This is a genomic window from Aurantiacibacter odishensis, assembly GCF_003605195.1.
GTDB classification, from domain to species: domain Bacteria; phylum Pseudomonadota; class Alphaproteobacteria; order Sphingomonadales; family Sphingomonadaceae; genus Alteraurantiacibacter; species Alteraurantiacibacter odishensis.
Genome location: NZ_QYOS01000022.1, coordinates 59,106 through 72,539, shown reverse-complemented (window position 1 = coordinate 72,539; position 13,434 = coordinate 59,106). Strand labels below are relative to the sequence as shown.

At 64.2% G+C, this 13,434-nt stretch carries 10 protein-coding genes; 7 read left to right on the top strand and 3 right to left on the bottom strand.

Features of this window, described 5'->3' with window-relative positions; translation table 11 throughout:
* The first annotated feature begins 15 nt into the window (after nt 1–15).
* The 3 genes from tatA to tatC are packed head-to-tail and all read left to right on the top strand — an operon-like array spanning nt 16 to nt 1,581.
* A complete protein-coding gene (tatA, locus tag D4Q51_RS06085; RefSeq protein ID WP_120076870.1) occupies nt 16–279 on the top strand; it encodes a twin-arginine translocase TatA/TatE family subunit in 264 nt (87 codons plus the stop codon).
* Nucleotides 280–307: 28 nt separating this feature from the next.
* On the top strand, nt 308–766 hold the full coding sequence (gene tatB, locus D4Q51_RS15845) for a Sec-independent protein translocase protein TatB (RefSeq protein WP_205689450.1): 459 nt from the start codon (nt 308–310) through the stop codon (nt 764–766).
* On the top strand, nt 766–1,581 hold the full coding sequence (gene tatC / locus D4Q51_RS06070; RefSeq protein WP_120076868.1) for a twin-arginine translocase subunit TatC: 816 nt from the start codon (nt 766–768) through the stop codon (nt 1,579–1,581). Before tatB ends, tatC begins: the two co-directional genes overlap by 1 nt.
* An 87-nt stretch (nt 1,582–1,668) precedes the next feature.
* Here the strand turns inward: tatC and D4Q51_RS06065 are convergent, their stop codons facing one another.
* The 3 genes from D4Q51_RS06065 to D4Q51_RS06055 all read right to left on the bottom strand — a co-directional run bounded on the left by D4Q51_RS06065 (nt 1,669) and on the right by D4Q51_RS06055 (nt 4,647).
* Nucleotides 1,669–1,902, bottom strand: a complete 234-nt coding sequence (locus tag D4Q51_RS06065; RefSeq protein WP_120076867.1) for a calponin homology domain-containing protein — start codon at nt 1,900–1,902, stop codon at nt 1,669–1,671.
* A gap of 121 nt (nt 1,903–2,023) precedes the next feature.
* A complete protein-coding gene (locus tag D4Q51_RS06060; protein ID WP_205689449.1) occupies nt 2,024–3,682 on the bottom strand; it encodes an amidohydrolase in 1,659 nt (552 codons plus the stop codon).
* Nucleotides 3,679–4,647, bottom strand: coding sequence for an NAD(P)-dependent oxidoreductase (locus tag D4Q51_RS06055; protein WP_276309489.1), 969 nt, complete (start codon nt 4,645–4,647; stop codon nt 3,679–3,681). The genes D4Q51_RS06060 and D4Q51_RS06055 overlap by 4 nt, the downstream gene beginning before the upstream one ends.
* Before the next feature lie 35 nt (nt 4,648–4,682).
* Between D4Q51_RS06055 and D4Q51_RS06050 the strand changes: the two genes are divergently transcribed.
* The 4 genes from D4Q51_RS06050 (at nt 4,683) to D4Q51_RS06035 (ending at nt 13,359) form a co-directional block, all read left to right on the top strand.
* Nucleotides 4,683–5,921: a threonine ammonia-lyase gene (locus D4Q51_RS06050; protein WP_120076865.1), complete on the top strand. Its 1,239-nt coding sequence runs from the start codon at nt 4,683–4,685 to the stop codon at nt 5,919–5,921.
* A gap of 199 nt (nt 5,922–6,120) precedes the next feature.
* Nucleotides 6,121–6,972: an arginyltransferase gene (locus D4Q51_RS06045; protein ID WP_120076864.1), complete on the top strand. Its 852-nt coding sequence runs from the start codon at nt 6,121–6,123 to the stop codon at nt 6,970–6,972.
* Between the two features lie 10 nt (nt 6,973–6,982).
* A complete protein-coding gene (locus D4Q51_RS06040; protein ID WP_120076863.1) occupies nt 6,983–9,136 on the top strand; it encodes an autotransporter assembly complex protein TamA in 2,154 nt (717 codons plus the stop codon).
* Nucleotides 9,136–13,359 (top strand): translocation/assembly module TamB domain-containing protein, encoded by a 4,224-nt coding sequence (locus tag D4Q51_RS06035; RefSeq protein ID WP_120076862.1) that lies wholly within the window; start codon nt 9,136–9,138, stop codon nt 13,357–13,359. Before D4Q51_RS06040 ends, D4Q51_RS06035 begins: the two co-directional genes overlap by 1 nt.
* Nucleotides 13,360–13,434: the final 75 nt, after the last annotated feature.

The following is a 13,434-nucleotide window of genomic DNA, read 5'->3' as shown; positions in this document are numbered from 1 at the left end:
ATTCGGAGAATACTCGTGGGTAGCATTGGACCATTCCAGATTTTGATCATTGCGCTGGTGATCCTGGTCCTGTTCGGCCGGGGCCGGATCAGCGAAATGATGGGCGATTTCGGCAAGGGCGTGAAGAGCTTTCGCAAGGGCCTGAACGACGACGATTCGAGCGCATCGGACGAGAGCAAGTCCTCCGCGCGGATCGAGGGTCCTTCGCACGAGGCGAAACCTGCGAGCGAAACGGTCGAGACCACTCCTTCTGCCACCAACGACAAGACCGCCTCCTAAACTCCTGCCAAGCGAGCGCCGCTGAGCCATGTTCGATATCGGCGCAACCGAACTGTTGCTGATCATTGTTGTGGCGATCCTCGTGATCGGCCCCAAGGACATGCCGCTCGCCATGCGCACGGCGGGCCGCTGGATCGGCAAGATTCGCAAGCTTTCCGGCCATTTCCGCACCGGACTCGACGCCATGGTGCGCGAGGCCGAGCTGGAGGACATGGAGAAGAAGTGGAAAGCGCAGAACGAAAAGATCATGCGTGAACACCCGGAAGGCGTGCCCGGCCAGATGGAGCCGACAGGCGCCTATCCGCCTGAGAAGGCAGCCGAGTTAAAGCGTCTGGCGCAGGAGAAGTCCGCGGCCAACGAAAAGGCCAACGAGAAAGCCTCTGGAGCAGAAGCGAAGGCGGCGCCGGCAAAGCCCGACGCGCCCGCCGCCAGCGATGAAGTGAAGTCCGCCGAAGCCGCTACGAAGCCATCGAAGGATGAGGGCTGATGGCGTTCAAGATTTCCGACCTCGACGATACCCAGGCGCCCCTGATGGAGCACCTGATCGAGCTGCGCGGTCGGCTGGTGCGAGCCGTCCTCGCACTGGGCATCGCCTTTGCCGTGTGCCTCTATTTCGCCGACGACATCTTCGGCATCCTCGTGCGACCGCTGACCGAGAGTTTCGGGCCGGGCAACGGGCGGCTGGTCTACACCCAGCTTTACGGAGCTTTCTTCGTCGAGATCAAGGTGGCGCTCTTCGCCGCGTTCTTCGTGAGTTTCCCGATCATTGCCAACCAGTTGTGGGCCTTCGTCGCGCCCGGTCTCTATGCGCGCGAGAAGCGGGCCTTCCTGCCGTTCCTGATCGCGACGCCGGTGCTATTCACCATGGGCGCTTGCCTTGCCTATTTCGTGGTGATGCCGCTCGCTTTCCCGTGGTTCCTGGGGTTTCAGGGCAATGTGGGCGGGATCGATGCCGAGGCGCTGCCGGAAATGGGCCAGTACCTCGATCTGGTGATGCGCTTCATCCTCGCCTTCGGGATCAGCTTCCTGCTTCCAGTCCTGCTGATGCTGCTCAACCGCGCGGGCCTAGTCTCGCGCGATCAGCTCGTGTCGGCGCGCAAGTACGTGATCGTGCTGGTGGTGGCGCTGGCCGCCGTGGTCACTCCGCCGGACGTGATCTCGCAGCTTGTGCTGGCCGTGCCGTTGCTGATGCTGTTCGAGGGATCGCTGGTGCTGATGAAGATCACCGAGCGCCGTGATGCGGAGCGCCGGAAGGAAGAGGCCGAAGCCGCGTCCGAGGCCGACGACGCGAAGACCGACTGACGCCCGAACGACTACGGATTGCAGCAAGCAACAAACAAAAACGGGGCCGAAAACGGCCCCGTTTCATATCAGGTTGTGTGCCTCGTCTCAGGCGCTGACGGGCAGTTCTTCCTCGTCATCGCTGAGAGCAACGACCACGCCAGCCACGATCAGGCCGGCGGCTGCCAGAGCCAGGATGATCCCGCCGTTGCCGTCTTCGCCCAGCTCTTCTGCGTTCTGAAGTTCGGCGGCAGCGCGCTGCGCCATGTCGCTCTGCGCGAGAACGGGCGTGGCAACCAGGGCCACACCGGCGGCGATGGAGGTGAAAAGCTTCTTGCTCATGGTCTCTGGTACCCCAAAAATTTTGAATCTCGACGTTCTAATGCCCACAAAGTGAAGCAATTGCAAAGGGCGAGGCAGAAACTGTGCGAATTGCCCGTGCACCTGTTGTTCTCGCGACACGCTATTCGAGTTCGTGATCGTAGACGCGCTGGCCCGCAATCCATGTTTCCAGCACGCGAATGTCGCGCATCTGGTCGGCATTGGCCATCAGCGGATCGGCGCTGAGCATCACGAAATCGGCGCGTTCACCTTCCGCCAGGCGACCAAACCGGCCCTCGGCAAAGCCTGCGTAGGCAGCGCCTGCAGTGTAGGCGGCAAGGGCCTGTTCGCGGCTGATCGTTTCTTCGGGGCGCCAGCCGCCAAACGGCTCTCCTTCTGCATTCGCGCGGCTGATCGCGACGGCAAGCCCCGCCAGCGGATCGACCGGCTCCACAGGGGCGTCGGTGCCGAATGCCAGGTGTCCGCCTGCCTCCAGGATCGAGCGCCAGGCATAGGCGCCCCCCAGCCGGTCTTCGCCCAGCCGCGCTTCCGCCATCATCATGTCGCTGGTCTGATGAACCGGCTGCATCGAGGCGATGATGCCGTGCTGGCCGAAGCGCGCAAGATCCGCCGGATCGACGATCTGCGCGTGTTCGATACGCCAGCGGCGGTCTCCGGAATAATCCTCCGAAAGCTCCTCTATGGCATAGAGCGCCTCGCGGTTGGCGGCATCGCCGATGGCGTGCACGGCGACCTGGAAACGGTCCAGCGCCGCGCGGCTCATCAGGTTGCGCAGTTGCGTTCCCGAAAGCAGGGGCAGGCCGCGGTTGCCGTGGTCGTCTTCGTAATCGGCGTTCAGCAATGCCCCGCGCGAGCCGAGCGCGCCGTCAAGGTACAGCTTCACGCCGTTGAGGCGCAGGCGATCATCGTAGAGCCATTGCGTGGGGGCAGGCCCGCCGATCAGCAGCATGGTATCCACGCTGTCGGCATAGGACATGACGCGCACCCGCAAACGCCCCGCGTCCCCGGCGCGGCGGATGGTCATCCAGTCCTCCACGCTGGTGCCCATATCGGCAACAGCGGTGATGCCATGGCGCAGCAGCAGGTTCTGTGCGTTGTGCAGGGCAAGGTCGCGATCTTCGGGCAGGGGCGGGGGCACTGCATCGTCGATCATCGGCATGGCTGCGTCCACCAGCACACCCGATGGGTTGCGGCTGCCTGCAAGACGTTCGATCCGTCCGCCTTCCGGGTCCGCGGTGGAGGCGGTCACACCGCCAGCTTCCAGCGCCCTCGTGTTGGCCCAGCCCGCGTGGCCGTCGACGCGTTGCAGCCACACGGGCCGGTCGGACACGACTTCGTCGAGTTCGGCGGCGGTGGGGAAGCGCCCGAGGCCCCAGCGTTCCTGGTTCCAGCCGCGACCGATGATCCACGGACGATCAGGGTAGGCGGCGGCATAGGCGGCGATGCGCGAAAGCGCCTCGTCCAGCGAATTGGTTTCCGACAGGTCCAGCACCAGCGTGCCGAGACCCAGTTCCATCAGGTGCAGGTGTCCGTCCACGAAGCCGGGGACGACAGTGCGTCCCTCTCCGTCGATCCGGTAGTCGATTTCGCGAGTCGGGCGGTCGCCGAAGTCGAGCAGTTCGGAAATGCGCCCGTCCTCGTCCACCACCATCCCTGCGAAACGGTCTATCGTGCCGTCGCGCATCACGGACACGCCTTCGATGTTGTCGATGTGGGTGTCGGCGAGGGCGGGGGTCGCCACCAGCAGTCCGGTCGCGAGCGCCGCGTGACGCAGGATCATCGGGAGACCTCCGGAAGGTGGCGGATCAGCGCGCTGGTATCCTGCCGCGCGCCGCCCTGCGCCTGAACCTGGGCGTAGAACTGGTCGACCAGCGCGGTGACGGGGAGCGATATGCCAACGTCCTTGCCTTCTGCCATCGCGATGGCAAGATCCTTGCGCATCCAGTCTATCGCGAAGCCGAAATCGAATTCGCCCTTCACCATCGTCGGCCAGCGGTTTTCCATCTGCCAGCTTTGCGCCGCGCCGCCGCTGATCGCTTCCAGCACCTTGTCCGTATCGACCCCGGTGGCCTGCGCCAGCCGCACGCCTTCGGAAAGACCCGCCAGCACGCCCGCGATGCAAACCTGGTTCACCGCCTTGCACGCCTGCCCTGCACCTGCATCGCCCACGTGGACGATGCGCGCCGCATAGGCTTCCATCACCGGCGTTGCCGCGGCCATCGCCTCGTCGGAGCCTCCGCACATGATCGCCAGCTTGCCGTTCTGTGCGCCCGCCTGTCCGCCGGATACCGGCGCATCGACGAACATCACCCCGTGCGCGCTTGCTGCCTCGGCCAGTTCGCGAGCCAGAGCGGGGGAAACGGTGGTATGATCGACCAGTGTGGCCCCGCGCTTCATCGCTTCCAGCGCGCCCGCATCGCCCAGCAACACGCTGCGCACGTCCTCGTCATTGCCAAGGCAGGCGAGCACCACGTCGCAGTCGGCCACCGCTTCCACCGGGGTGGCGGCGGTAGAGACATCGACCCCGCGCTGCGCCAGGTTCTCCCGCCATTTCGAGGACTTGGCGGCCGTGCGGTTGTATCCGATGACCTTGTGCCCTGCGCTGGCGAGATGACCGGCCATCGGCCCGCCCATGACACCAAGGCCGAGGAATGCGACTTTGCGTGGTTCTGTATCCATGGCGCGCAGCGATGCCCAATCTCTTTGTCCAAGGCAATCTTTGTCAGCGAAAAGCGTGCGCCCTATTTCCCTGTGCGGCCCCTTGGGCTAGGCGCCCTGCCATGACGGGAACAGAACAAAGCCTAGCCCCAAGCCTTACGCTGGATGACGTGCGCGCCGCTGCCGAGCGGATCAAGGGCGCCGTGGTGCGCACTTCCACCATGCATTCGCAAACGCTTTCCAAGATTCTCGGCGCGGAAATCTGGCTGAAGTTCGAAAACCATCAGTTCACCGCCGCCTACAAGGAACGCGGCGCGCTCAATGCCCTGCTATTGCTGAGCGACGAACAGCGCCAGCGCGGCGTGATCGCGGCGTCGGCCGGAAACCATTCACAGGGGCTGTCCTACCACGGCACGCGGCTGGGCGTGCCCGTCACCATCGTCATGCCGCGCACCACCCCTACGGTGAAAGTGATGCAGACAGAGAGCGTCGGCGGCAACGTGGTGCTGGAGGGCGAGACATTCGACGAGGCCTATGCCCACGCGCGCAAGCTGGAGCAGGAACTGGGCCTCACCTTCGTGCACCCGTTCGACGATCCCAATGTCGCAGCCGGGCAGGGCACCGTGGCGTTGGAAATGTTCGAGGATGCGCCCGAGATCGAGACCATCGTCGTCCCCATCGGCGGCGGCGGCCTCATCAGCGGGATGGGCACCGTGGCCAAGGCGCAGGATCACCCGGTCGAGGTGATCGGGGCCGAAGCGCGGCTTTATCCCAGCAGTTACAACGCCTGGGCAGGGGCGGACTTGCCTTCGGGCGGCGATACGCTGGCGGAAGGCATCGCCGTGAAGGAACCGGGCAAGTTTACGCAGAAAGTGATCGAGAAGGTCGTCGACGATATCCTGCTGGTGGAAGAGCGGCACCTCGAGGAAGCCGTCTCCCTGCTGCTGCAGATCGAGAAGACCGTGGTGGAAGGCGCCGGCGCTGCCGGGCTTGCCGCCGTGCTGGCGCACCGCGAGCGGTTTGCGGGCAAGAAGATCGGCCTGGTGCTGTGCGGCGGCAATATCGACACGCGTCTGCTGGCCAACGTTCTGCTGCGCGACCTTGCCCGCTCGGGACGCCTCGCGCGGTTGCAGATCACCCTGCAGGATCGCCCCGGCGCGCTGTTCAAGGTGATGCGCGAGTTTGACCGGCACAACGTCAATATCCTCGAAATCTACCACCAGCGGATTTTCACGAACCTGCCCGCGAAAGGCCTTGTGACGGACATCGAATGCGAGGCGCGCGACCGCGAGCAGCTCGATGCTCTGGTCGCCGCACTGGTGGAAAAGGGCTACTCGGTCAGCCAGGTCGAACTGAATTAACAATCGCGCGCGCCGAAAATGTGACCCGCTATGGGGCGTTCGCCGCGCACAAAAAGCTATTTGTGGAAATTAATCCTGCGAATGGCAATTTATATGGTTAACATGGTTCAACACGCGATTCCCGCCAGTCATAAAGGTGGAAACCGCGTGGGATGAACCGCGTTGCAATTGAACGCCAGAAAGAGGATCGCAAGCCCAAGTGACGGCACCCGTTCGCTTCCCCCGCTTTTTCGTGACCAGCCCCGCGCCGTGTCCGTACCTGCCGGGGCGGACGGAGCGGAAGGTGTTTACCGAGCTGAAGGGGCCGCACGCGGAGCAGCTGAACGACGCTCTTGGCCGTATCGGTTTCCGCCGCAGTCAGACCGTGGCCTATCGCCCGAGTTGCGAAGGGTGCAAGGCCTGCATTTCCGTTCGCGTCGCGGCGAAGGATTTCAAGCCCTCCAGTTCGCAGAAGCGCACGATGAAGGCCAACAGCGACCTCGTCGTCACCGAATGCCGTCCCTGGGCAACCGAAGAGCAGTTCGCTCTGCTGCAACGTTATCTGGAGCATCGTCACCCCGGCGGCGGCATGGCCGCGATGGACGAGGTGGACTATGCCGACATGGTGGAGCACACCAGCGTCTCCAGCTTTGTCATTGAATACAGGGAACCTTCTGCCGACGGCGCCGTTGGCCGATTGGTCGCGGCTTGCCTGACGGACAGGCAAGCGGACGGGTTGTCGATGATCTACAGCTTCTACGACCCTGAACTGGAGCATCGTAGCGGGCTTGGGAACTACGTCATTCTCGAACACATCAGGCGGGCGGTGGAAGCTAGCCTGCCTTACGTGTATCTCGGCTATTGGGTCGAAGGGTCCGAGCGGATGCAGTACAAGGTGCGCTTCCGCCCGCTCGAAGCCCTTGGCCCCGATGGCTGGCGCCGCATGTCCGAAGGCGAGCAGCGAGACCTTATCGAAAGCGTGGCAAAGGGCTCTTGCGGTCGCGCTCCTGCGACCGATGGCGGATCGAAAGACAACACGCCGGGCCTGCAGGAGGAATACAAGCTCACCTGAGCTGCTCCGGATGGTCCCCCGCAATTTCAGACAGACCGGCACTGCACTGGCGGCGGCACTTGCCCTGACTGCCACTCCTTTCGCGCAGCCGCTCGCCGCGCAAGAGCGGCAGGACACGCCCAGCCTAGAAGATCTCATTCCCGATTCCGCCGTCGATAATCCGGAGGAGTGGGCGGCACAGGGCGTGCCTGCGGCCGACGAGGCCGATGCCGATGCGCAGGTGCCGCTGGAGGCCGACGCGCCACTGGCCGAGATGCCGATGATCACGGTGCCCTGGCCCGAAGAGATCGATCTGCCGCAACTCGCCCCGCTGGAGAACGAGGACGACATCGATTTCGTCCAGTTCGAGGACGAGATTCCGCGCATGACCACTGGCAGCGAGGAGCGGCTTTCGGAAGAACTCGTCCTCGTCTTCCCGACAGATACGGCCCTTTTCCCCGAGCGGGACGAATTTCTCGATCGGTTCGAATCGCTCTCCACCATCGAGAGTTTCGAAGACGACGGAAACATTGCGCGCCTCGCCGTTCAGGCCCGCGAGGACGAGGCGCTGCTCGGACAATTGCTTCGCGTCTACGGCTATTTCGACAGCCAGCTGACACGCACGGTCGGTGGCATCGAATCCACCGTCGAGTCCGATCTCGAGCCGCCCGCTGTCCGTTTCGACATCATTCCCGGCCCGCAGTACACGGTGGGCGCCATCGACCTTGGCAACCTGCGCGCGTCTGGCGACCAGTACGAATCCCTGCGCCGCGCATACGACATCGAGGTTGGCGATCCGCTCCTGCTGGACGTAATCGAGGCCGAACAGTTCAACCTCGACAAGGCGCTGGGAGAAAGCGGTTTCCCCTTCGCCACCATCGAGGCGCCTTCCGTCCTGGTGGATCACGACCGTGACGAGGGCGATATCACCATGCTGGTGGAACCGGGCGGCCGGTATCGCTTGGGGCAGGTCATAAGCTCCGACCCTGAGTTCCTGTCCAGCCGCCACCTCACCCGCATCGCCCGCTGGGATGAGGGCGATATCTACCGGCGTAGCGACGAACTGGACCTGCGCCGCGCGATGCTGGCCACCGGCCTTCTCGGCTCTGTCGAACTGACACCAGTCGTAGTCCAGCAGCCGACCGAGACGGAGCCCGGGGTGGTCGACATCCAGGCTGATCTGACGCAGGCCCCGCTGCGCACGCTGGCGGGCAGCATCGGTTTCGGGACCGAGGAAGGCATCAGGCTGGAAGGCAGCTGGGAGCACCGCAATCTCTTCCCGCCCGAAGGAATGCTGCGGGTTCGCGGGATCGCCGGCACGCAGGAACAATTGCTAGGTGTGACCTTCCAGAAGAACAATTTCTACGGACGTGACCGAATTTTCGCGGTCGATGCCTTTGCGACCACAATCGATACCGACGCCTATGATGCCGAGACCGTGTCCCTCGTGGCGCGCTACGAACGGCTCAGCACGCTGCTTTTCCAGAAGCCGTTCTCCTGGGGTACGGGCTTCGAACTGGTATATACGAACGAGGCGGAAACGAAGGTAAAGGGGCAGAAATCAGCCGATATCGAGTACCTCATCGGCGCCTTGCCCTCTTTCGTCCAATTCGACACGTCCGACAGCCTGCTTGATCCCACGGAAGGCTTCCGCATTCGCGCCAGCGTTTCGCCCGAGATCTCGCGCGTGTTCGAGAGCAATTCCACCTATCTGAAAACGCAGTTCGATCTCGCTACCTACCAGGGGGTCTCCGATGGCGTGGTGCTGGCTGCCCGGGCGCGCGTCGGCTCGATCATCGGTGCTGATCTCGCCGCGATTGCGCCCTCCCGCAGGCTCTATGCAGGTGGTGGGGGATCGGTGCGTGGCTATGGCTACCAGTCGATCGGACCCACCAACGCGCTGGGCACTCCCAACGGCGGACGCTCTCTGGTGGAAGCTTCGGTAGAGGCGCGGATCGACACCGGCTTCATGGACGGGGCAGTATCCGTCGTTCCCTTCGTGGATGCCGGCACGGTATCGCGCAGCATAACGCCGACCTTCGACGATATCCGCTTCGGGGCAGGCGTAGGCGTGCGGTATGAAACCGGTTTCGGTCCCCTGCGGGTCGATGTCGCGGTACCCTTGAACAAGCGCGAAGAGGATAGCTGGGTGGCCGTTTACGTGGGACTGGGGCAGGCCTTCTGATGGCTGACGACGTGTCCATGGACGAGGGCCTCGAAGAGGAAGGCACGGCGGCGCGCAAGGGTGGCAAGCGCCGGATCCCGATCCGCATCCTGAAAGGCATCGGCTGGGTGCTTGCCGCGCTGGTTGGCTTGGTGCTGCTCGCTGTGGCTTTCCTGCATACGCCGCCCGGCCGCCAGTTCATCGTCGACCAGATCAGCAGCGTGGCCCCCGCCTCGGGCCTCAAAGTCGAAGTTGGCGAGATCGACGGTTCCATCCTGTGGAGCAGCACGTTCAAGGACGTGAAGCTTTACGACGCCAACGATACGCTGTTCCTGGAGGTGCCGTCCATCGACCTGAACTGGCGGCCCTATCGCTGGTTCACCAGCGGGCTGGATGTGCGTCACCTGGTTCTGACTGATGGAACACTCTACGCCGCGCCTCAACTAAATCCCGGCGATCCGGACGCGCCTATCCTCCCCGATTTCGACATTCGCATCGATCGCTTCGTTATCGACAATCTGACCGTCGCCGAAGGTCTGTTGGGCGAACAGCGCACGATCAACTTCGCGGCAGAGGCCGACATTCGCGACGGCCTCGTTTACCTCGATGCAGATGGCGACTTCGGCGGCGGTGACGAATTTGCCGCGCTGATCCATGCCGAGCCCGATGGCGACCGCTTCGACCTGGATCTCGAATGGCAGGCACCCGCAGGCGGCTTTCTTGCCGCGATGGTGGGGGCTGAAGAGGATCTCACGATCACGCTGGAGGGCGATGGCACGTGGTCGTCCTGGCGGGGCGACCTGCTGGCCACGCAGGGCGGCGGCGAACTCCTTGATTTCGACCTTTACAACGAAAGCGGCCAGTACCGCATCGTCGGCCAGGCAAGGCCGGGAGCTTACGTCGACGGACTGCCTGCCCGCGCGCTGGGGGACTTGGTTACGCTCTCTGCTTCGGGCACTCTTGTTGACTCGGTGCTGGAAGGCGATTTCGTCCTGCGTGCGCGGGGCGTGAACGCCGACGGCGACGGCACGATAGACCTTGCCGACAACGCCTTCCGCGATTTCGACATCGGTGTGCAGCTTCTGGACGCAACCCTGTTCTCGCCCGACGTGGCGCTGAACGGGCTGGACCTGCAGGGCACGCTCAACGGGCCTTTCCGCGAACTGACCTTGCCGCACACGCTGACGGTTGACGAGATCGACGCGGGCGGCATCGTCGTCTCGAACGTCTTCCAGCAAGGCACGCTGACATTCGACGGCTCGCGCGTCACGGTGCCTGTCGACGCTGCCATCGGTCGCATTGTCAGCGGCAACGAAATGTTCGATCCGCGCCTCGTCAACGGCAGCTTGGGTGGCACCATCGTCTATGCCGGGAACGAGATTCTGTCGGACGACCTTGCCGTGCAGTTCCGCGGCCTTCGCGCACAGCTTGGTCTCAAGAGCAATCTCGATACCGGCCTCACGCGCGTGAACGGCCCGGTCAATATCGCCGATCTCGCATTTGGCGGTGTGGGCACGGTGGATGCCGGCGCGCAAATCCGTTTCCGCATTGGCGGCGACGCGCCCTGGATGCTGCGTGCGGAACTGCAGGGGCGGGTCGATCAGGTGACGAACGAGACGATCACCACTGTCGCGGGTGAGAATATCCGGTTCAACGGCGGCATTGCTCTTGGCGGTGAAATGCCGCTGGCTTTCAATGCCATGTCCATCAACGCAACCAAGCTGACGGCCACGCTCGATGGCCGGGTGGATGATGCGGGCACCAGTGTGGTCGGCAGCGGGCGGCATATCGAGTATGGCCCCTTCACGGTGGAAGCGACCCTGGCGGAGGATGGCCCCTACGTCGAGCTTGTGCTGGCAGACCCGCTTCCCGCCGCCGGCCTCGCCGACGTGCGCGTCAGCATCACGCCCTCCGGTGATGGTTTCGCCATCGAGACCCAGGGCATGTCTACACTGGGCGAATTCAGCGGCGAACTCGGCTTCATTTCCCGCGAGGATGGAACCTCGGCCATCCGGATAGACCGGCTCGACGTTGCCGAAACGCGCGTCAGCGGCACGCTCGACCTTGTCGATGGCGGCGTGGCCGGTACGCTCGACGTCGGCCGCGGCGGGCTGGACGGCACGATCGACCTCGCCGTGCGTGATGGCGGGCAAGGCTTCGACATCGACCTTGTGGCAGACGGCGCACGTTTTGGCGGGGCGACACCGATCATGATCGCCAGCGGCACCGTGGATGCCAGCGGCCTGATCGCGGAAGGGAACACCACGGTCACCGGCAATGCGAACCTGCAGGGCCTGTCCTACGGCAGCATCTTCATCGGTCGCCTCGCCGCGCAGGCGGAAGTGGTGAACGGCGCGGGCACGTTCGATGCCGCGCTTACCGGATCGCGTGGTAGCCGTTTCGAGCTGCTCGTGAACGGCCAGGTCTCGCCCGAACGGATCGCGGTGGCCGTGGACGGCTCCTACGGCGGCCGTGACATTTCCATGCCACGCCGCGCCGTGTTGCTGGCGCAGGAAGGCGGCGGCTGGGAACTGCAACGCTCGCAGCTTTCCTATGGCGGCGGCTTCATCATCGCCAGCGGCACTTTCGGCGGTGAAGGCGCTCCGCAAGGCCGCATAGCCTTGAACGACATGCCGCTTGGCCTCGTCGGCGCGCTTTCGGGCGATCTGGGGTTGGGCGGCGAGATTTCCGGCGTGATCGAGATGTCGGCAGCGCCGAGTGGTCTGCCAGTAGGCGAGGCGCGCCTCATGGTGGACGACCTCACGCGCTCCAGCCTCCTGCTCACATCCGAACCCATGGACATCGCGCTGGTGGCTCGGCTTTCGGAAACCGACCTGCAGGCCCGCGCCGTGATGTCCGACAATGGCTCTGCCGATGGCCGCCTGCAGGCACGCATTTCCGACCTCGCGCAAAGCGGCGGCCTGGTGGAACGGCTCTACAATGGTGACCTCAACGGCCAGTTCCGTTTCAACGGTTCCGCAGCCACGCTCTGGCGCCTTGCAGCGATAGACCTGCTGGACATGACCGGCGACATTTCCGTGGCCGCGAACATGCGCGGCTCGCTGGGCAACCCGCAGGTGCGCGGTTCGATGTCGGGCGACAACCTGCGCATCCGCAGCGGGCTGACCGGCACCGATATCACCGGCGTGGAAGCGCGCGGCACCTTCACCGGCTCCCGCCTGGCGATCACTCGCTTTGCCGGCAACGCGCCGAACGGCGGGCGCGTGTCGGGCAGTGGGTTCGTCGACCTGTCCGACATCTCGGCGGAGCGCGGCCCGCAGATCGATCTGCGCATCGCCGCGCGCAACGCCGAGATCCTTGATCTTGAAAACATGGGCGCGACTATCACCGGCCCGCTGCGCATCGTCTCCAACGGCGTTGGCGGAACGATTGCCGGCCGTCTGGAAGCCCGGAGTGCACGATGGTCTCTCGGCAGCTCCGAAGTCCTTGCCGAACTGCCGAATGTCGCAATACGCGAGATCAACCGACCCGCCGATATCGCACCCACGGTCGCCTCGACGCAGCCATGGCGCTTCCTGATCGACGTGCGCGCGCCCGGTGGCATCCGCGTGGATGGCATGGGCCTGGACAGCGAATGGCGCACCGAAAACCTGCTGCTGCGCGGTACGACCGATGATCCGCGCGTGGGTGGCTCTGTCTCCATCGTTCCGCGGCAGGGCTTCTACTCCTTCGCCGGCACCCGTTTCGAGATCACGCGCGGCGAAATCGATTTCGACCAGAGTCTGCCCATAGACCCGCGGATCGACCTGACGGCCGCGACCGATGTGAACGGCATCAGCGTCGAGGTGGACGTGACGGGCAACGCCAGCCAGCCGCAGATTACCTTCTCCTCCACACCAGCATTGCCGGAGGAGGAACTGCTGGCACGTCTGCTGTTCGGTGGCTCGATTACCGATCTTTCCGCCACCGATGCACTGCAACTCGGCGCGGCGGTCGCATCCTTGCGCGGCGGCGGCGGTACGGGCCCGATCAACCAGTTGCGCAATGCCATTGGCCTTGACCGCCTGCGCATCATCAGCGCGGATCCGGCGCTGGATCGCGGCACGGCGGTGGCGCTCGGCAAGAACTTCGGTCGCCGCTTCTACGTCGAGATCATAACTGACGGCGCGGGCTACAGCGCCAGCGAGCTGGAATTCCGGGTTACGAGCTGGCTCAACCTGCTGGCCACGGTCAGCACCATCGGGCGGCACCAGGCAGCTGCGGAATACCGGCGGGATTACTGAGGCCGCAGCAAGGCGGAAGCGGCACACGAAAAAGGGGGCGGCCTGTAAAAGGGCCGCCCCCTTTTCTATTGTGGG